The sequence below is a fragment of the Cellulophaga sp. RHA_52 genome (assembly GCF_007827205.1).
Taxonomy (GTDB): Bacteria; Bacteroidota; Bacteroidia; order Flavobacteriales; family Flavobacteriaceae; genus Cellulophaga; species Cellulophaga lytica.
Genome location: NZ_VIRZ01000001.1, coordinates 595,735 through 615,916, shown reverse-complemented (window position 1 = coordinate 615,916; position 20,182 = coordinate 595,735). Strand labels below are relative to the sequence as shown.

The window sequence follows — 20,182 nt, the reverse complement described above, 5'->3', positions numbered from 1 at the left end:
TGCATTATAAATTAAACATATGCTAGAGAAGAAAGTCGTAGAATATGAAAGATCGGTACTTATAGGAGTTATAAGTAGCACACAAACAGAGCAAAAGGTAAAAGAATATTTAGATGAACTAGAGTTTTTAACCTACACTGCCGGAGGAGAAGTTTACAAGCGTTTTGTACAAAAAATAGATAAGCCCAATCCTAAAACATATATAGGTAGTGGTAAAATGGATGAGGTTGCACAGTATGTAGAAGAACATAAAATTGGTTCTGTTATTTTTGATGATGAGCTAACACCTGGCCAGCAGCGTAATATAGAGCGCCATTTAAAATGTAAAATAGTAGATAGAACAACCCTTATCTTAGATATTTTTGCCCAACGTGCGCAAACAAGCTATTCTAGAACACAGGTAGAACTGGCACAGTATGAATACCTTTTACCAAGATTAACAGGTTTATGGACACACTTAGAGCGTCAAAAAGGTGGTATTGGTATGCGCGGTCCTGGTGAAACAGAAATAGAAACAGATAGGCGTATTGTACGTGACCGTATTACGTTACTTAAAAAGAAACTGTCTAAAATTGATAGGCAAATGGAAACCCAACGTGGTAACCGTGGAGCTTTAGTTAGAGTTGCTTTGGTTGGCTACACAAACGTAGGTAAATCTACATTAATGAATGTGGTAAGTAAAAGTGATGTTTTTGCTGAAGATAAACTATTTGCAACATTAGATACTACTGTACGTAAAGTTGTATTGGGGAACTTGCCATTTTTATTAAGTGATACTGTAGGTTTTATTAGAAAATTACCAACACAACTTGTAGAAAGTTTTAAAAGTACCTTAGATGAGGTTAGGGAGGCAGATTTGTTATTGCATATTGTAGACATATCACACCCTAATTTTGAGGACCACATTGCATCTGTACATAAAATTTTAGAAGAAATTAAGGCTGATGACAAAAAAACTATTATTGTTTTTAATAAAATAGATCAGTTTACACATGAGACTATAGATGATGATGATTTGGTAACCGAAAAAACCAAAATACATTTTACATTAGAAGAGTGGAAAAAAACGTGGATGCAGAAAGTAGGCGATAGGGCTTTGTTTATATCTGCATTAAATAATGAAAATTTAGATACGTTTAGAAAAAGGGTTTATGATGAGGTTAGAGACATACACGTAACGCGTTTTCCTTACAACAACTTTTTATACCCAGAGCATTTAGATGAATATTAAATGTTAGCGTAAATAAATTACTATTTATCTAGAAAAGCGCACTTTATCGGAGAAAATGAACCGCTTATTTTTTATACAACAGAATAGAGCATGTTCACAACATAAATTGCCAGACTTTTAAGGTTCGCCATATCTTTACACTGTAATTAAGAAATAAGGGTTGTAAAAATCTAAATTTTAAAATTGCACAAACGATATTAAAACGCCTTTTTTCCCAAATCTGGCCTTTTCATAAAAATGATATAAAAAGATCCCAAATCTTATTATCAAATTTAACCTATAAGCCCTCTTTAGAGGGCTTTTTTAGTATTATAACCTTCCTTGTATGTTTTTTTAGTGTTTACTTGAATAATTTTTATAGTTTTGACTCACTAAAAATATGAGAATGAAACAGATAATTATTGCAGTTGTGTTGCTTTTTACGGTAAGTATGGGCGCACAAACTAAGAGCGACTTATTAACGCATTATAAAGCGTTTTACAAGCAAATGAAGTCTCAAGGAGATACACAAGGTATTATTAATGCCATTACACACCTAAATGTTTTGGAGCCTAGTGAGGCACGTAAAGATACTTTGGCATTTTTATATGTAAACAGTAACCAAAATATGCAAGCATTGCGTGTAATTGGTGTAGATACAAAAGACAGTGACTCTAACCTTGCTGTACAAGTAAGAGCTTTAGCTTTAAAAGCTTTAGGAGATGTAAAAAGAGCTATAGCCCAGTTTGAAATTTTAAACAAAAGAACACCTAATACTTTTTTAGCGTATGAGTTGGCAGATTTAAAAATACAAACAGGAGACAAGGCAGGTGCTCTAGTTAATATTGAGTATGGTTTGGCTAACGCTAAAGATGATATGAAATATGCTTTTTATGAAAGACAACAACCTTATGAGGTACCTATTAAAGCAGCTTTTTTACATTTAAAAGCATTAATTGAGTATAACAATGACCAGTCTAAACCAGATGTTGCTTTGGCATTAATTAATGAAGCATTAACAATTGCGCCTAACTTTAACTTGGCTAGCTTAAGCAAGCAAGCTATTGAGGCAAGAAAGGCAGATGTAGAGGCACCTAAAAAATAATAGTACCATTATAGAATAAAAAAAGGAGTGCTAACAGCACTCCTTTTTTTATTGTCTTATATTTTTTAGCTTTTATTTTTGTTTTAATTGCTTTTTTAGCTCAAGGTCTTTATCTTTTTTAAGTTCAACCACCTTACTAACATTATCATTTGGTATGGCAATAGATAAAACATAGTGAGCTATTTTCCATTTTCCTTTTACTTTTTTAAGAACACCAGAACCACGGCAAATCTCCATTTGGGTATCTAGCAACTCATCAAACCAAGCAATTTTTTTAGATTTATCTAGGTATATATTGCGTTCTAGAGCCGTAAAACTCCACGCCTTTCCTTTGTCAAAATAAGGTTTAGCAAAAGCTCTAAAATCTTTATTTTGCCAGTTTTCTGTTGCATCTGTACCTATAAAAACACCATCTTTTGTCATTAAGCCAAAGTAAGTATCAAAATTAGCATCGGCGGCAGCCTTATGCCAAGCATCTACAACCGTATTAATTTCAGTTTTTTGAGCAGTTACTTGTAAACTTGCAACTAGCATAATAAGTAATAATAGCTTTTTATTCATTTTCTAAAATTAAATTAGTGTCTAAAGTATTGTTAGCAATAATGTTAAACTGGTTTCTAAAGTTGTTGTAAGCAACAATTAGCTCAGAGGCTGGTTCTAAAACATCTAAACTATACTCTATTGCTGCCTTAGTTTTTAAGGTGTAGGTTTTAACAACAGTTTGCCTACTTTTAATATGAGGTTTGTTAAACTCTTCAGGATAAGCAGATTTTTCTAACTTTTTTTGAGCTTCAATAATTTGGTCTAAAGTTAAACGTAAGTCTTCATCATTTTCTGCCTTGTACATACCATCTATGGCAGTATTAAAATCTTTATACTCTTGCCAATTTTCTAAAACAGGAATTACTTTGGGGTCTAGCTTTATTTTTTTTGGTAGCTTTTTAGCATTAAAAGTAATTTCATCTAAAACTTGCGCTTCTTTTACGGTTTCTTTCTTGGTATTTTTGCAAGAAATAACGCTAAAAATCAATATAAAAAAAAGGAAAAATCTCTTCATAAGACGAAAGTATAAAAAAAGAATAAGATAAGAAGTTTGTTCACTTTCAATTCATTTATAAATTTAGTTAAATAAGTAGTAAATATGTAATTACCACTAAAGTTAATTTAATAAATATATCTTTGTAGCCTAACTTTAGAACACCAATTATTGTGCAAAAATCTATCTTAATTATAGGTGCCTGTGGGCAAATAGGTACAGAGCTTACTTTAGCTTTAAGAGAAAAACATGGTAACGATAATGTAGTTGCTAGTGATATTAGAGAGGGTGGTGAGGATCTTATGTCTAGCGGACCTTTTGAGCTTTTAGATGCTACCGATTATAAGGCTATAGAAAATGTTGTGATGCATTATGAAATAGAAGAGGTATACCTTATGGCTGCTATGTTAAGTGCTACTGCAGAAAAGTTTCCTATGCGTGCATGGGATTTAAATATGGGATCTCTTTTTAATGTTTTAAACTTAGCAAAAGACAAAAAAATTAATAAAATATTTTGGCCATCTAGTATTGCAGTTTTTGGACCTAATACGCCAAAAGAAAATACACCACAAAATACTATAATGGAACCAAGTACAGTTTATGGTATTAGTAAACAATCTGGTGAGCGTTGGTGTAGTTATTACCATAGTAAATATGGTGTAGATGTACGTAGTTTGCGTTACCCAGGGTTAATTAGTTGGAAAACACAGCCAGGTGGCGGAACTACAGATTATGCAGTGGAAATTTATCATAAAGCGTTAGAGAATAAAGAATACACGTGTTTTTTATCTGAAGACACAAAACTGCCAATGATGTTTATGGATGATGCTATTAGAGCTACTGTTTCTATTATGGAAACTGAAGCAGAAAACATAAAAGAACGCTCATCATACAACTTAGCAGCAATGAGTTTTACGCCAACAGAAATTGCTGCAAGCATACAAAAACAAATACCAGAGTTTAAAATTGATTATAATGTAGATTTTAGACAAGAAATAGCAGATTCATGGCCACAAAGTATTGATGCTTCTACAGCAGAAAAAGATTGGGGTTGGAAAGCAGAATTTGACTTAGAAAAAACCACAGAAACAATGTTAAAGAATTTAGCGAACTAAATTACTCATCATTACTAGAGTTTAAATTTATGTCTGGGATGGCTGTGGGGTCATCATTACTAAAGTCCTCATAGTCATCCTCGTCATAATTTTCCATAGTATGCTCTAGCTTGGCACTAATTTTCACAAGGTATTTAGTGTTGTTAGTTAATACTTCTACAGCTTCTATGGTTTCATTTTTGGCGTTTTTAAAAACAATAATATCATTATCGCCATATCCTGCCGGATAACGCTCTACCAATAATTTTAAGACTTCGGGAGTTAGCTTTTTAAAATCTACAATTACCCGTTTAAGATTATTCATAACTAATATATTTAGAGAATTGTAATACACGCAGTATGCGAGTTACTAAAATTAGTTTATTATCTTAAAAATGCAAAACCAATAAAGTTAATTGCATGTAAATTGTAGTAAGTATTATTTTACGTGTTGGTAATGTCAGACTTACCACCTGTTTTCTTTAAAAGCCTTATATGGTGTATTTCTATGCCTTTGTCTATAGGTTTTAGCATATCGTACATATTTAACGCCACAACACTTGCGCCGTGCATGGCTTCTACCTCTACGCCAGTTTTGTAGTTTGTTTTTACCGTAATTAACACTGTAATTTCTAGATTATTAATTTGGTAGCTAATATCTGTATACTCAATTGGTAAAGGGTGGCAATCTGGCAATAATTCTGGTGTTTTTTTTACACCAAGTAAGCCAGCAGCTTTGCTCATAGCAAAAACATCTCCTTTAGGTACAGTTTTAGTATTAATAGCATCTATAGTTGCTTGTGAACTTACTTTAACTACAGCTTGTGCAACAGCTGTTCTAAGCGTAATAGCTTTGTGTGTAATATCTACCATTATTATTTATTTACTTTCCATTGGTAAGAACTGTCTTCAAAAATTTCTTTGCCAAATACAGGCACTTCTGCTTTAATTTCTTCTACAACATAATTAAGCGCATCAAAAACAACCTGCCTGTGTGGAGCAGAAACAAAAACAAACAAACATATTTCACCAACATTTACAATGCCTTTACTATGGTAAATGTGCATACAAGTAATGTTAAATTTAGAAAAGGTATTTTCTTTTATTTCATGAAATTTAAGATTAGCCATTTCTTCATACGCGGTATAATCAATAGCTGTTACAATTTTATCATCTATTTTATCTGCTCTAACCTGACCTAAAAATATATTGTGCGCACCAATTTGGGTTTTGCTTTGGTGTTTTGCAATAGCGTCACCAATAAAGGCACTAGATATTGCACCTTCTTTAAACACATTTTTTATTTTATCATTCTTCATAAATCTAATGTAAAAACTGTTTGTTTTGTAAAAAGTAAAAATACTGTTTTTTAATGATAATTGTTGCTTGTATAATATAGAGTAGTTGCAAAAATCATTGATAATCTTTTATTTAAATACAATAAGTAAGTATTAAAAATGTAATTAACATACTATATAGCGCTTTATTTTATCTTTTTGTTATTTTTGTGTAGATGCTAACTTGTTTAGAATCTAAGGACTAATTAACTCTTAAAAACAGAACAATGAAAATTACTAACAAATCACTACTTATGGTAGGTTTGGTTGGTGCTTTGACGGTTACCTCTTGTAAAGATGGTAAAAAAGAAACAGCAGCAACAGAAACAGAAACTAAAGAAGTAGTAAAAATTCCTGGTATTGTACTGGAGAATATGGATACCAATGTGGATCCTAAGCAAGATTTTTACAACTATGTTAATGGTAGTTGGATGAAGAATACAGAAATTCCGGACGATAGATCTAGTTGGGGAGGTTTTTCTGTACTTCGTAAGTCTACAGATGCAGATGTTTTAGAAATTATTAAAGATGCTAAAGAAAGTGGCAAGTACGGTGCAGACACAGACCAAGCTAAAGCTTTAGCTATTTTTGAAACAAAATTAGATACTACAGCAAGAAATAAGGCTGGTATAGACCCAATAAAGCCTGCTTTAAAAGCAATAGAGGAAGTTAAAAACTTATCAGATTTACAAACAGTTCTAGCAAAAAATCCAGCGGTTTCTTCTCCGTTTATTGGGTTTAGTGTACGTGCAGATTTAAATAACTCTGCAATGAATGCTGTTTATATGGGTGGTGCTGGCCTTGGTTTACCAGACCGTGACTACTATTTAGAACAAGATAGTAAGTCTAAAGAAATTAGAGAACAGTATAAAAAGTACGTTTCTAAAATGTTACAAATGTTAGGAGATTCTAAAGAAGATGCAGACCAAGCGGCTGTAACTATTTTAGCTTTAGAAACTAAATTGGCAGAACCTCGTTTAGACAAAGTAGAGAGTCGTGATGCAAGAAACTTTAACAACCCTAAAACTGTTGCAGAAACAGATGCAATGCTATCTTCTTTAGATGTTAAAAAAATGATTGCAGATTTAGGAATGAAAAAAGAGTTTGATACTATTTTGGTAACACAACTAAAGTACACAGCTGCATTAGATAAATTATTAAAAAACACACCTATTGAAGATTTAAAAACTCTTGTAAAATGGGACACTTTTAACGGTGCTGCAGGTAGGTTAACTACAGCTACAGAAACTGCTAGTTGGGAGTTTTACAGCAAGTATTTAAGAGGCGCTAAAAAACAACGCCCAGCAGATGAGCGTGCTTTAGCAACTGTAAACGGTACAGTGGGTGAGGCTTTAGGTAAATTATATGTTGATGCTAAATTTCCGCCAGAAGCAAAAGTTAAGGCAGAGAAAATGATTGCTAATGTAATTACCGCTTATAAAAACCGAATTAAGAAATTAGATTGGATGAGCGAGGATACTAAGGTTAAAGCAATTGAAAAATTAGACAAATTCACTGTAAAAATTGCATACCCAGACAAATGGGAAGATTATTCTGCTATGGAAGTAGCTGCAGATAAATCTTATTTTGAGAATATGACAGCTGTAGCTAAATGGGGTAGAGATAAAAACTTTGCAGAAATTGGAGAGCCAGTAGATAAGAGTGAGTGGGGAATGTCTCCGCAAACTGTTAATGCATATTTTAACCCAATGAACAACGAGATTGTTTTTCCTGCTGCAATTTTACAACCTCCTTTTTATAACTATACTGCAGATGATGCTGTTAACTATGGTGGTATTGGTGCTGTAATTGGTCATGAAATATCTCATGCTTTTGATGATAGTGGTGCTCGTTTTGATGCAGATGGTAACCTTAAAAACTGGTGGACAGATGAAGATTTAGCTGCTTTTACAGAAAGAGGTGATGCTTTAGCTGCACAGTACAGTAACTTAGAGGTGTTAGATAGCGTTTATGTAAACGGTAAATTTACTTTAGGTGAAAATATTGGTGATTTAGGTGGTGTTTTAGGTGCTTATGATGGTTTACAACTATTATTTGAAGAAAACGGAAGACCAGAAGATATAGATGGCTTTACAGCAGAACAACGTTTCTTTATGTCTTGGGCTACTGTTTGGAGAACTAAATCTAGAGATGAGGCTTTACGTAACCAAGTAAAAACAGATCCGCATTCTCCAGGAATGATTAGAGCGGTACAACCTTTATTAAATATTGATGCCTTTTATGAAGCATTTGATATTAAAGAAGGAGATCCTATGTATGTTGCTCCAGAAAAAAGAGTGCGAATTTGGTAGTTTTAAACTAACAATCACACAATTTTATAAAGTAAAGGCTACTCCTAAAAGAGTAGCCTTTACTTGTTTTTATTGATTCATAACTACTTATTTAGTTTATTAACTATAAAAATAGTTGCGTAACTAAAAAAATAGGTTTAAGTTTGATTTCTGATAAATTCGAGTTGTAATACATACAATATGAAAAAGTTAACAAACAAAGAGGAAGAAGTACTTAAAATTTTGTGGAAGCTAGAAAAAGCTTTTGTTAAAGATGTTTTGGCAGAATTTAAAGAAGATAAGCCACATTACAATACGCTATCTACTATGATTAGGAATTTGGAGGAAAAAGGATATGTTGGTCATACTGCATATGGCAACACTCATCAATACTACCCAATAGTAGAGAAAGAAGTGTACAGAAAAGGATTTATGAGTAGGGCAATTACAGACTTTTACAGCAACTCATACAAGAGTTTGGTGTCTAATTTTGTTAATGAAGATAAAATTAGCGTAGATGAACTAAAAGAGATTATTAACCATATAGAAAACAATAAATAATGGAATATTTAATTTTTATTGCTAAAAGTAGTTTGGTTATAGCCTTATTTTTTATTTGTTTTCAGGTGTTTTTACGTAACGAAACATTTTTTAAAGCTAAAAGATGGTTTTTGCTAGCGGGTATATTTGTAGCAATGGCATTTCCTTTTTTAATTATAACCAAGGTAGTTTTTGTAAATACTCCTGTTGTAGATTTTAATAAATTAACCAATACGGTTGTCAATCAGTCGTCAATAGAAAATATAAATTGGTGGTTGGTAATTTTGACTGTTTACGCTATGGGTTGTATATTTTTCTTAGGTAGATTTTTAGTGCAACTAGCATCTTTATTTAGTTTAATTAATAAAGGAACAAGCACAAGAGTAGGTAAATATAAAATGATTGAGGTTACTGTGGATACCAGTGCGTTTTCATTTTTTAATTACATAGTTTACAATCCAAGTTTACACACAGCAAATGAGCTTAAAACAATTATTAAGCACGAAGAGTTACACGCTAAGCAAAAACACTCTCTAGATATGTTACTTACACATTTGTTATGTGTATTGCAATGGGCAAATCCGTTTGCATGGTGGTACAAAAAAATGGTTTCTGTAAACTTAGAGTACCTTGTAGATGATGCAATTGTATCTCATCAAAATAAAAAAGAATACCAGTATTTGTTATTGCAACAGTCTGTACATAGTATGCCATCTTTATCAGTAACCAATACATTTTTTAATTCACTAGTTAAAAAACGTATTGTAATGCTCAACAAAAGCAAGTCCAGAAAAGAAAGCATACTAAAAATGGGGTTGGTAATACCAATGTTGTTTTGTGCTGTTGTAGCATTTAATACAAAAACTATTGCCCAATCTAAATCTGTTTCTAATGACTTAGTTAGTGAGACTCCTAAAATAACAGTTGTTGAAAATAGTAAAACTATAAGTGTAAAAGACTCTGTTAAAACTTTAGAAAATAAAGCTAAAAAACAAGCTAAAGCTGCTCATGCGCAATCAAAAGAAAAGCAGGCAAAAGTGTCTAACACATTTAATTTTCAAATAGAAGATAATGCGCAAGCTACTATTACTCCTGTTTCTATGACTACGCCAATACGTGAAGTCAAAACACCTGAAAATTCTTATTTAAGAAGTAAAAAACCTTTAATAATTATAAATGGCGAGGTAATGCCAAGTTCTTTTGATATGAATCTGTTAATTCCTGAAAATATTGAGCATATAAATATCTTTAAGAATCAATCTGCTATAGATAGGTTTGGTAAAAAAGGAGAAAATGGTGTGGTAGAAATTACAACAAAAAAATAAAAATCAATCTTTAATCAATTAAAAACGAACAGTTATGTTACAAAAAATGAAATCAGTAAAAATTGTGATGACTACATCTATTTTAACAGCAGTATTTTGCCTGTTAAGCTTAAGTATAAATGCGCAATCTAATAGCTTTACATTTTCTAAAAAAGAGGGTAATGAAAATTTTAAATTTTTAAAAATAGATATAAACTTTAAAACAACAGAAAATGATTTAGCTAGCTATATTGCTGACGCAAAAAAAGAAAAAGTAGATTTGTCTTTTACTAGAATAAAGCGAGATGCTAAGGGTAATTTAACAAGTATATCTGCAGTTTATAAAACAAAAGATAATAAAACGGAAACATACACTGAGGTTGATAAAATTGCCATTGATCCTTTTTATTTTTATGTAAAAACTTCAGAAAAATCAAAAATCATAGAGAAAATTGGTTTTAGAATAAAAAATAATGTAGCAAAGGATAACATACTTTTTGTTGTAAACGGACAAGAAGTTCCTAAACCTTTTGATGTTGGTATGATTGATCCTGAAGATATAGAGGCTATAAATGTTTTGAAAAATGAAAGTGCAACAGCTAAATACGGTTCTAGAGGTAGAGATGGTGTTATTGAAATAACTTTAAAGTAAAAAATGAAGAAAATATGTAATATAGTACAGAAATACACTTGTGTTTCTGTACTTTTTTTATGTCTTGGAAGTACATTTAATACCATTGCACAAGATAAAAAAATAGCCAAGCCAAAAATGATTTTTATTGTTGAAGGCAAAGAAGTAACAGAAGAATACCTTTTGGTTTTGCAAAAAGAAAATAAGATAAAAGCAATGCATAATGGTGTTTCTAAAAAAGAGAAAAAAGCCATTGTAAAACGTTTTAAAGAACGATTGGATAACAACTTTGTAATGAAAATAGAAACCTTTTCTGATGAAGAAATATTAGCCAATAAAAAGAAACAGCTAGTTAAGAGTAAGTCTAAACGTAAAGAAGTAAAAGTTGCAAAAAAAGAAGCGGTATCTGCTTCTAAAATTAAAGTTGGTGATACTATTGCTGCTTTTGCCCTAGAAGATATAAATGGAGATGTTTTAAAAAGGGAAGACTTAAAGGGCAAAGTAGTATTGTTAAATTTTTGGGCTACTTGGTGCGTACCTTGTTTACGAGAATTTTATGAAATACCAGAAGTTATTTTGGAACCAAATACTGGTAAAAACTTTGTGTTTATACCAGTCTCTGTTGGAGAAAACCGCTCTACTGTAGTTAAAAAAATGACCAAGCTTAAGGATAGAGGAGTAGACTTTAATGTATATTTAGATCCTAAAAATGAGTTTTACAGTGGCTATAGAAAGCAAGGAATACCGCTAAACTATATAATAGATAAAAATGGAGTGGTTGTTTATATTTCTATGGGCTATAATGAAGATAATCTACAGAAATTAGCAGCTAAAATTAAGCAACTTGTAGACTGATATTTTACTAAAAAAAGCTTCAAACTATTGGTAAAACCTTTAGCTTGAAGCTTTTTATATTTTTTAAGTTATATTATTTAATGTAAACGGTCTTTTTGTTTACAAACTCTAACATACCTTCTTTAGACAATTCTCTGCCGTAACCAGAAGCTTTTGTGCCGCCAAAAGGCAATCTTGGGTCAGATTTTACCATTTCGTTTACAAAAAACGCACCATCTTCAATTTTGTCTATTGCTTGTCTGGCTGCATCTATATCCTCTGTAAATAACATAGCTCCTAATCCAAATCTGGAGTTGCTTGCAAGCTCTAAACTGTGTTCTTTATTATTTACCTTTGTAATTGCAGCTACTGGTCCAAATGTTTCTTCCTTAAAAACAGGCATATCCTCTGTAACATTTGTGAGTATGGTTGGTGCATAATTAGCACCATTAAGCGTATTGCCTAAAATTACTTTTGCCCCTTTTTGTACCGATTCATCAACTTGTTTTTTTAATTCTTCAGCCAAATCTTTGCGAGCCATAGAAGCCATAAAAGTTTCATCCTCTTCAGGGTTTCCAACTTTTAAAGATTCAACTTCTTTTTTAAACCTATCTAAAAACTCATCATATATTCCCTCTTCAACAATAAAACGCTTAGCAGCAATACAGCTTTGTCCTGTGTTTTGAAATCTAGCTTTTACCATAGTTGGTATGTACGTATCTAAATCTGCATTATCCCACACAATACACGCGTTGTTACCACCCAATTCTAGTACAGATTTTTTTAGGTTTTTACCAGCAATACTAGCTATAGATTTACCAGCTTTTTCGCTACCAGTTACACTAACAGCTTGTATAAAACTGCTTTCTAAAACAGTTTCTGTTGCTTTATGGTCTGCAATTATTGTTTGAAAACAACCCTGTGGATACCCAGCATCTGTAAATAACTCTTGTATTGCTAATGCACAACCAGTTACATTTGCAGCGTGTTTTAAAACACCAACATTACCAGCAGTTAGTGTAGGAACAGCAAATCTAAAAACTTGCCAAAAAGGGTAGTTCCATGGCATTACTGCTAACACACCACCAATAGGATCATAACTAATAAAACTTTCTTGTGCTTCTGTGTCTATAATAGCGTCACTTAAAAAGTTATCTGCGTTTTTAGCATAAAAATCGCATAACCAAACGCATTTATCTATTTCCGCTCTACTTTGTGCTATGGGTTTTCCCATTTCTGCGGTCATCAAAGCAGACAAATCTTCGCGTTTTTTTTCTAATTGTTTGGCTAATTTTTTTAATAAAGAAGTACGTTCTTTAATGCTGGTTTTTTTCCAACTTTTAAACGTTTTTTCTCCTGTTAGTAAAACAGAATCTATTTCTTGTTTTGTATGTAAATTGTATGTTTTTATATCTTTTCCGTTAAACGGATTTATTGTTGTTACTGTATTACTCATAGTTGTGATAATTAAAAAATTAGTATTTCTTGTTCATCAAAATTAAGCAAGATAAAAGTTCTTCTTTGCTGCAAAGCATTAAATTATTGCTAGTATAAAGTTACTTCTTTTTCTTTTTTTCGTTACTCTTATCGGCTCCTTTTTCTGCATCTTTAAAGGCAACATTATCATCTACCTTACCTTTAAAAGCAGAGATCCAAGCATTTTTAAAAATGTTGGTTACTGTTGGTAGTATTTTAGTTTTTACATTGGTTAAATCTCCTTCTACAGGAACTTTAGTTGCCAATGTATTTTGTTTCTGGTTTTTTAATATAAACTTAAAAAAGCCCACAAAACCTTCCCATAGGGTTTCAAAAAAGCCATCTTCCTTACTAATAAGTTTAGCGTCTTTTAAAATAGGTTTAAAATACCCAGTTAAAAAACCATCTGCAATAGCAATTTCACTATACAAATTAAAGTTACCTTCTTTAAAATCTATGCCGCTATAGTGATTTGTAAAATTGTTTAAGGCAGTTGCATTTGCATTTTCTAAAGCTAAGGAAACATCTATATCAGGAATCTGCTTTACCAAATCCATTTTACCGTCTAGTTTTAATTTACCGTTTCCTATAGATACTGCCGTGGCATTAATAGTAGAAGGTAGGTTGCGCTTTTTTTGCACAACATTTCTAAGGTTATTTGCTTGTAAATTTATGTCTCTTAAATGTAAATCTATACTAGGACTAGTATTAATTTCTACAAAAGCAGCTTTTCCGTTGGTAATAGTTAAGTGGTTAATATCTATAGGAACTATGTCTGTTAATGCTTTAGACCAATCTTCTATATCTGTACTGTCTGTAGTTTTATGGTCTTCAAAAACATAAATTATGCTAGGCTTAGTTAAATACAACTCACTTACAATTTCACCGTTTAAAAGAGCTCTCCATTGTATAGATATATCTGTTTTATCTACAGCAATAAAAGGAACTTGTGATTTGGCTTCTTTTTTGTTTAAATACAAACCATTAATTACGTATGCACCGCGAATTAAAGAAATGTCTATATCGTCTACGTGACCATAATACCCTGGTATTTCTGCTAAAACATTGTTTACATAATTTTTTACAAGCGTAGGTAAAAGTAGGCGTGCCACTATTACAATAGTTAGTATTGTTAGTGGTATTACATACCTTTTCTTTTTATATATTTTACGCTTACTCATTATGTTATTGGTTATTGTTGTTAGATTTAATTTTGATGTGCTTTTCTACATCTGATGGTGTTTTAATTACATAAAACTTATCTGCATTAATTAAAATAGCGTAGGCTAGTGTTTCTGGGCTATTTTGAAGCACTTTAATACAATCATCAGTAGTAATATCTACTTTGTCTTCACCGTAAATTTCTATAAAATTTGGATGGTCTTGATCTATTAAATCGCATATATTAATGTTTAGTTTATCTGCAATTTCTGCCCATTGTGTGCCAGTAATTTTTGTTTTAGAATTGTCTATGGTAAGTACTTCTTTTTCTGCAGATTTTACATAGCCAATAGTTTGTTTTCCTATGCTATTTTCTGAATTGTATATTAAAGTTACTTTATTATTATCTGTTGCAATTACTCCCATTTTGTTTGTTTTTGTGTGTTAAACTTTATTTTTTGTGGTGTTTTACTCCTTTTTTGTGCCTTTTCCGGTTAAAGCGTCTAGCAGTCCGTTATTAATATTAATCCATAAATAGTTGAAAAACGATTTTGTTGTATTGCGTTCTACTTCAATTTCTCCGTACCTAAAGTTGGTAGGGTTTTGCTTAGAGTCTTTTTTAATTAACAAGTTTCCTAGTTTTGTTAATAGCTTATTTACACCTAGTCTGTCTTTTTTTAATACCTTAAACTTAAAGTTGTTATAGTTTATTTTTAAATCTCCTAGAGCAGTTTGTTTGTTGCCGCTAACGGTAAAGTACATGCGTTGCATATCACCTTCTGCTTTAACGCGTAGGTTGGTATTTAAAAAAGGATTTATGCTAGGGATATCTAAATTTTTAAAATTTCCCCAAGCCTTAAAAAAGTCTGTTTTTTTTAAGGTATTAAAACTCCAATTTAACTCTAAAGGTGTTTTACCCATTAGTAAAGAGTTTGTGTGTACAACCGTTTTAATGTTTTTATAATTTTGTAGATTAGAAATGGTTGCATTTAAGTTTGTAAAAGTTAATTTTTCTGGAGTTATATTTTGTTCTAATTTTTCTTGATAGGCAATTTTTCCCTGATTAATTATTAACCTAGTAATTGCTAAATTAAAGGGTAAATCTCTTAGCATTTTACTATACATTGGCTTGTAGCTAAAATCATCTGCAATTAATTTGTCTCTATATACCTCTAGGTTTGGTTTATGAATAGTAAAGTTAGCTATGCCAATGAGTACTTTATTACCTGCAAAACTATAGTTGCAATTATTTATGTGTATGCTGGGTACTTTAAGCTTTACATAGTCACGTTCTGTTTTTATTTTTTGGGATAATTCTTTTTTAGTGTATTTGGTGTTTAGCAAAAGATTTTTAACGGTAAATGACTCGTTTTTAACATCTAATTCATCAACCAAAAGCTCTTCAAACTGGCCTAAATTAGCACGCAATTTTTGGGCAGATATGCTACTGTTTTTATACGTTATTGGTAATTTGTTTAAAGTGCTATTTGTGTTTATCGTTACACCTTTTAAGCTAATAAAAATACGTTTTGCGGCAGCAGTGGTATCAATTTTATTGGTCATAAAATTTACTGTGCCGTTTGTGGTTTTAAATTCTGCAATAGTAATAGGCTTGGCTAGTATTCCGTGTTTTTTAGTTTTGTTAGATTTTTCTACTGTATTTAATTGGGTGTTGTGGGTTAATTTTGGGTTGTATATAGTAAGTTTATTTGCACCAAGCTTTTTGTGTATTAATAGGTTGGTGTAGCCAATGTTTTTAACCGCTATTTTTTGTGCCTTTAATAGTGTTTTTATTTTGCTACTATCTTTAGTTAACTCTTTAAAAACAATGTTATTTAAAGTAATGTTACCTAATAAAATATTAATATTTATGCTATTGTAACTTACTTTAATGTGGGGAGGCAAATTGTACTGTAAATGTTGTGTTATTGTATGCTTGGCATATAAATAAGTACCTAAAAGAGCAGTTAAGCACAATACAATTGTAGCTATGGTAATTTTTAATATGTTACTCTTTTTTTTTGTCATAGTTTGTGTAGTATTGGCGTAAATTTCACCAAGACTAATTTCCTAAGAAAATTAAAAAACGAGTATCGCAAGCAATTAAATCTTTAACTGATATAGAAAAAGAGTAAAAAAAAGCCCTTTAATTATATAAAGAGCTTTTTAGTGTTAACATGTAATATGTGTTACATTTTTATGGTGAAACCATTTGCGTGTTCTATTGTGTAATACGTGTGGTCTGGATCGTCTCTGTTAAGTTTTAATATTCCTTTTACAGATATTAAATCGTCCATAAAAAAGTTAGGTCTTTTGTCAAAGTACAATTCTATAATAGTTTCTGGCCCTCCATTGCCACAAAAGAAGCATGATGCCATAGGATTGTTAGATAGCATAAAAGAATCTTTTTGTCCTTCTAACACTAAAAAATATCCTGTAATAGAAATTTCTTTTCCTTCTAAAACTAGCATTTGTTTGCTGTAAGTAGGTTTTAAAAACTCACCTAATTCTGCACCGCCTTCTGGTGTGGTATAATTTACACCTTGTATCATATCTTCCCAATCTAATAATGCTTGCGCAGAAACTAATTGTGCAGAGAATATAAAAAGAAATATAAGGCTTAGCTTTTTTATCATAGTTGTAATTTTTATCAAAGATAGTAATCCAATAATTGTTCCAAATACAATTTTATTTTTCTGAAGATAAAATTGTAGAAACGTTTAGTTTAAAAACAGATAGTGATGCAAATACAGACGCTATTACTGTAATGCCTAAAGTTGCAGCTAATAATATAGCTTCCCACTTGGTAGGAGTTGCTAAATTAAATGTATAACCATAACTGCTTTGTGCGTAGTTAGATATTACCCAGAGGCCAACTCTACCAATTAGCCAACCAATAACATAGCCAATAAAGCCTAAAAATAAGCCCTCTAAAAGAACCAGCCATAATAATTGTGCGCTTGTAGCACCGTAAGTGCGCAATACAGCCAATTCTTGTCTACGTTCTCTAATGGCTTTTAAAAGACTAATAAAAATGCTTAAGCCAGAAACCAATAAAATGGCAATAGCAATAAGCTGTATTGTTTGTACACCAACACCAAGTAACTTAACCAAACGGTTAATTTCTAAAGAGGGTAATGCAGCCTGCATATTGGTTTTGTCATTAATATACCTTGGCAGCTGCATCATTGCCATTGGGTTGCTAAATTGTATTAGTAGTGAGGTTACCTCTAAGTCTTCTTCATGATGGTGGTGCTCATCATCACTATGCTCATTAGCGTGGCTATGTACATCCCAAATACTTTCTAAATTTGTAATGATTAAATTGTCTACTACACTGCCGCTTGGTTTTAAAATACCAACTACTTTAAATGGGTGTCCGTGGTGCTCTTCTAAATTTTGGTCTGCTAAACCGTGAGAACTTAAAAAGGTATCACCTAATTTTAGCTGTAATTTTTTTGCTGTTTCGCTACCCAAAACTACTTGCTGTGATTTACTAAACAACTCACCCGTTGCTAACTCTGCATTGTATAATTTTAAGTAACTAGTTTCTGTACCTAAAATACGTACACCTTTATAATTATCACCATAAGAAACAGGAACAGCAGCTTTTACAAGTCTACTTTTTTTGAGTTTTTCTGCTTCTATTAATTTTATATTTCCTGTAGGAGCATCTATATGTAATACAGATGAAAGCACCAATTGTAGTGGACTACCTTTGGCGCCAACAACTAGGTCTACAGGTTTTATATTTTTATCTAAATTACCTTTTACTTGTGCGCTTAGTTGAAGCATAAAGGTAACCAAGGCTACACTTAATACTAAAAGCAGTAAGCTTAATAAAGCATTAAGCGGTTTAGAAATTAAATTTTTAAAACTGAGCTTTACAAGATTCATAAATACAAATGGTTTTTGAACATTGTTTTTACTCTTTGGTCATGGGTAATTATAAGCAAATTTGCATTGCTATTACTAGCTTCTTCCTTTAGTAATGTAACAACCTTTTCACAGTTTTCATCATCTAAACTAGCAGTAGGTTCATCTGCAAAAATTATGTTTGGCTTATTTACTAATGCAAGAGCAATAGACAAACGTTGGCGTTGGCCTTCACTTAATGCAGTTACTTTTTTATGTAACAAGTTGCTTATTCCTAGTCTTTCTGCTAATTCTTTTACTCTAGCAGAATCCTTTTTTTTATCAGGAAAATACAGGCGTAATTCTAAATTTTCACCAACAGAAAGTGCATTTATAAAATAATCGTTCTGAAAAATAATTCCCATTTCTCTACCTCTAAAAGCATCTAGTTTTTTTCTAGATAAATTTTGGAGTTCTGTGTTACCCACAGTAATACTACCAGAGCTTGCAGGTAGTAAACCAGCTAATAAATGCAAAAGAGTAGTTTTGCCTACACCAGAAGAGCCTAATATTAGCAAATGCTCTCCTTTTGGCAAAGAAATATCTGGAAAACTAAAGCTGTTTTCTGATGAATATGAAAATTGTAGTTTACTTGTCTTTATCATAAGCTTAAACACAAATATAATAAGTACATACATACCGTTTTTGTATTTATGAATTTATTATGAAATCTGTATTGGTTATAAAAAATAGAAAAAGACCTCTTAATTAAAAGAAGCCTTTTTCTTCACCACAAACCAAACAAATAAACGTTGAATAATCACCTACTCAACAACAATAAGCTTGTTTGTATTTTGTGTATAAACCAACAAACTATTTTTGAGGAGAGTTTATATTTAATTTGTTATTAAACTCTAATGTTCTAATAGGGAACGGTATGTTAATGTCATTGGCATTAAATTTGGTTTTTATAGCTCTTATGGCTACACTTTTAGCATCTAACTTGTTTTTTGCGTTTTGTGCATCTACCCAAAATCTGCAAATAAAATTAATAGAGCTGTCTCCAAATTCTGTATAGTAAAATTCTATTTCAGAGTCATCATCATCCTTATATAACTCTCCAATTGCTTCTTTGGTTAATTTTTTCACCAATTCTAAATCAGACTCATACCCAACACCACATGATACAACTATTCTCATACGGGTGGTAAGTGAATAATTTTTAAAGGGGTTTTCAATAATGGTTTTGTTAGGTATAACCACCAAATTATTATCAAACTCTTTAAGTACTAAACTGTTTAAGTTAATATCTATAACCTCTCCAGAATAGCCATTTGTTTCTATCCAGTTTCCTATTTCTATTTTTTTTCTAAACGATAAAACCACACCAGATAAGAGGTTAGATAAAGTTCCTTGCAATGCCAAACCAATAACTAAACCAGATATACCAGCACCAGCCAATAATGTATTTAAAGTTTTGCTTAGGTCCATTGCACCTAATGCTAAAAATAAACCAAGCAATACTACGGCAGTTGCGCTAATACGCCCAATAAGGTTAGAAATACTATCTTGTGGTATGCGTTTAGAAGCTAGTTTAACTACCCATTTGTTTACAAAACGTGCAGCATAATAAGATACTACCATTACAATAATGGCTACTATTATGTTAGGCAAGTTTTCTATTAATGCAGTTACCCAGCCTTCAATTTTATCATATATATCTATAAAAGAAGCTTGTATTTTGTCGTTCATGTGGTGTAATTTATAAGGTTAATAATTGTGGTTAAACAATTTACCTTATGAGGTAAGCTCTTTGGCTCTAATTTTTAATTGGTCTTCTGTGTTTTTGCGCCAAGCGTCTAACATCCAACTAGATTTTTCTAAATCTGCAATGTAAGACCCCATAATATCGATTGTACCTTCATCACCAGCTTCTTCTGCAGCTTCAATAGTAATTTTCATTTGTTTTAATATTTTTTGATGATCACTTAAAATTTCAGCAACCATTTCTTTATCAGTAATTAAAGGGGTAACTTCTTTTATAGAAGATATTTTTAAGTACTTGCTAAAATTACTCACAGGGTGGTACCTTAGTGTTAGGACTCTTTCTGCTATTTCGTCAACTTTTACTCTAGCATCTGTGTATAATTCTTCAAATTTCTCGTGTAAATCAAAAAAGTTCTGACCTAAAACATTCCAGTGAAAACTTCTTAATTTTTGATAATACACACTATAGTCTGCTAGTAGCATATTTAATTCACCTACTACAGGTACTAATTTGTTGTCGCTAATGTTTAAATAATTCATA

22 protein-coding genes are annotated in these 20,182 nt (G+C 31.5%); 8 read left to right on the top strand and 14 right to left on the bottom strand.

All coding sequences use genetic code 11. The features are described 5' to 3' along the window. The first annotated feature begins 19 nt into the window (after nt 1-19). The gene (hflX, locus tag JM80_RS02695; protein WP_144709148.1) at nt 20-1,231 is read left to right on the top strand and encodes a GTPase HflX; all 1,212 of its coding nucleotides are present in this window, start codon (nt 20-22) and stop codon (nt 1,229-1,231) included. Between the two features lie 385 nt (nt 1,232-1,616). Then, a complete protein-coding gene (locus tag JM80_RS02690) occupies nt 1,617-2,315 on the top strand; it encodes a hypothetical protein (protein WP_144709147.1) in 699 nt (232 codons plus the stop codon). A 72-nt stretch (nt 2,316-2,387) separates the two neighbouring features. On the opposite strand, the gene JM80_RS02685 is transcribed toward JM80_RS02690, so the two are convergent. Further along, on the bottom strand, nt 2,388-2,876 hold the full coding sequence (locus JM80_RS02685) for a nuclear transport factor 2 family protein (protein ID WP_013621141.1): 489 nt from the start codon (nt 2,874-2,876) through the stop codon (nt 2,388-2,390). Further along, a complete protein-coding gene (locus tag JM80_RS02680; RefSeq protein ID WP_013621142.1) occupies nt 2,869-3,372 on the bottom strand; it encodes a hypothetical protein in 504 nt (167 codons plus the stop codon). The genes JM80_RS02685 and JM80_RS02680 overlap by 8 nt, the downstream gene beginning before the upstream one ends. Nucleotides 3,373-3,524: 152 nt before the next feature. On the opposite strand from JM80_RS02680, the gene JM80_RS02675 reads away from it, so the two are divergent. Continuing rightward, nucleotides 3,525-4,466 (top strand): NAD-dependent epimerase/dehydratase family protein, encoded by a 942-nt coding sequence (locus tag JM80_RS02675; protein WP_038505676.1) that lies wholly within the window; start codon nt 3,525-3,527, stop codon nt 4,464-4,466. A 1-nt stretch (nt 4,467) separates the two neighbouring features. Here the strand turns inward: JM80_RS02675 and JM80_RS02670 are convergent, their stop codons facing one another. The 3 genes from JM80_RS02670 to JM80_RS02660 all read right to left on the bottom strand — a co-directional run bounded on the left by JM80_RS02670 (nt 4,468) and on the right by JM80_RS02660 (nt 5,764). Then, nucleotides 4,468-4,770, bottom strand: coding sequence for a hypothetical protein (locus JM80_RS02670; RefSeq protein WP_034646479.1), 303 nt, complete (start codon nt 4,768-4,770; stop codon nt 4,468-4,470). Nucleotides 4,771-4,889: 119 nt separating this feature from the next. Continuing rightward, entirely contained in the window at nt 4,890-5,318 is a 429-nt protein-coding gene (gene moaC, locus JM80_RS02665; RefSeq protein ID WP_144709146.1) for a cyclic pyranopterin monophosphate synthase MoaC, read from the bottom strand. Between the two features lie 2 nt (nt 5,319-5,320). Further along, nucleotides 5,321-5,764: a molybdenum cofactor biosynthesis protein MoaE gene (locus tag JM80_RS02660; RefSeq protein WP_186439746.1), complete on the bottom strand. Its 444-nt coding sequence runs from the start codon at nt 5,762-5,764 to the stop codon at nt 5,321-5,323. A 245-nt stretch (nt 5,765-6,009) separates the two neighbouring features. Here JM80_RS02660 and JM80_RS02655 point away from each other — a divergent pair, with 245 nt between their 5' ends. From JM80_RS02655 to JM80_RS02635, 5 genes are all read left to right on the top strand, one after another. After that, nucleotides 6,010-8,094, top strand: coding sequence for a M13 family metallopeptidase (locus JM80_RS02655; protein ID WP_144709145.1), 2,085 nt, complete (start codon nt 6,010-6,012; stop codon nt 8,092-8,094). Between the two features lie 180 nt (nt 8,095-8,274). Continuing rightward, the gene (locus tag JM80_RS02650) at nt 8,275-8,634 is read left to right on the top strand and encodes a BlaI/MecI/CopY family transcriptional regulator (RefSeq protein ID WP_089118371.1); all 360 of its coding nucleotides are present in this window, start codon (nt 8,275-8,277) and stop codon (nt 8,632-8,634) included. Next, nucleotides 8,634-9,938: a M56 family metallopeptidase gene (locus JM80_RS02645; RefSeq protein ID WP_144709144.1), complete on the top strand. Its 1,305-nt coding sequence runs from the start codon at nt 8,634-8,636 to the stop codon at nt 9,936-9,938. The genes JM80_RS02650 and JM80_RS02645 overlap by 1 nt, the downstream gene beginning before the upstream one ends. 46 nt (nt 9,939-9,984) lie before the next feature. Further along, nucleotides 9,985-10,569: a TonB-dependent receptor plug domain-containing protein gene (locus JM80_RS02640; protein ID WP_186439745.1), complete on the top strand. Its 585-nt coding sequence runs from the start codon at nt 9,985-9,987 to the stop codon at nt 10,567-10,569. Nucleotides 10,570-10,572: 3 nt separating this feature from the next. Next, nucleotides 10,573-11,403, top strand: a complete 831-nt coding sequence (locus JM80_RS02635; RefSeq protein ID WP_144709142.1) for a TlpA disulfide reductase family protein — start codon at nt 10,573-10,575, stop codon at nt 11,401-11,403. 73 nt (nt 11,404-11,476) lie between these two features. Here the strand turns inward: JM80_RS02635 and JM80_RS02630 are convergent, their stop codons facing one another. The 9 genes from JM80_RS02630 to JM80_RS02590 all read right to left on the bottom strand — a co-directional run bounded on the left by JM80_RS02630 (nt 11,477) and on the right by JM80_RS02590 (nt 20,181). Next, nucleotides 11,477-12,838 (bottom strand): NAD-dependent succinate-semialdehyde dehydrogenase, encoded by a 1,362-nt coding sequence (locus tag JM80_RS02630; RefSeq protein WP_144709141.1) that lies wholly within the window; start codon nt 12,836-12,838, stop codon nt 11,477-11,479. Between the two features lie 100 nt (nt 12,839-12,938). Continuing rightward, nucleotides 12,939-14,039, bottom strand: coding sequence for a DUF748 domain-containing protein (locus JM80_RS02625; protein WP_144709140.1), 1,101 nt, complete (start codon nt 14,037-14,039; stop codon nt 12,939-12,941). Nucleotides 14,040-14,043: 4 nt separating this feature from the next. Further along, a complete protein-coding gene (locus JM80_RS02620) occupies nt 14,044-14,445 on the bottom strand; it encodes a hypothetical protein (RefSeq protein ID WP_013621154.1) in 402 nt (133 codons plus the stop codon). Between the two features lie 42 nt (nt 14,446-14,487). Then, nucleotides 14,488-16,047, bottom strand: a complete 1,560-nt coding sequence (locus JM80_RS02615) for a DUF748 domain-containing protein (RefSeq protein WP_144709139.1) — start codon at nt 16,045-16,047, stop codon at nt 14,488-14,490. Nucleotides 16,048-16,208: 161 nt separating this feature from the next. Next, nucleotides 16,209-16,655 (bottom strand): hypothetical protein, encoded by a 447-nt coding sequence (locus tag JM80_RS02610; protein WP_144709138.1) that lies wholly within the window; start codon nt 16,653-16,655, stop codon nt 16,209-16,211. A 52-nt stretch (nt 16,656-16,707) separates the two neighbouring features. After that, the gene (locus JM80_RS02605) at nt 16,708-17,916 is read right to left on the bottom strand and encodes an ABC transporter permease (protein WP_144709137.1); all 1,209 of its coding nucleotides are present in this window, start codon (nt 17,914-17,916) and stop codon (nt 16,708-16,710) included. Next, the gene (locus JM80_RS02600) at nt 17,913-18,539 is read right to left on the bottom strand and encodes an ABC transporter ATP-binding protein (protein WP_042256817.1); all 627 of its coding nucleotides are present in this window, start codon (nt 18,537-18,539) and stop codon (nt 17,913-17,915) included. The genes JM80_RS02605 and JM80_RS02600 overlap by 4 nt, the downstream gene beginning before the upstream one ends. A 208-nt stretch (nt 18,540-18,747) precedes the next feature. Next, on the bottom strand, nt 18,748-19,626 hold the full coding sequence (locus JM80_RS02595) for a mechanosensitive ion channel family protein (protein WP_013621159.1): 879 nt from the start codon (nt 19,624-19,626) through the stop codon (nt 18,748-18,750). A gap of 45 nt (nt 19,627-19,671) precedes the next feature. Then, a complete protein-coding gene (locus JM80_RS02590) occupies nt 19,672-20,181 on the bottom strand; it encodes a Dps family protein (protein WP_013621160.1) in 510 nt (169 codons plus the stop codon). Nucleotide 20,182 lies beyond the last annotated feature (1 nt).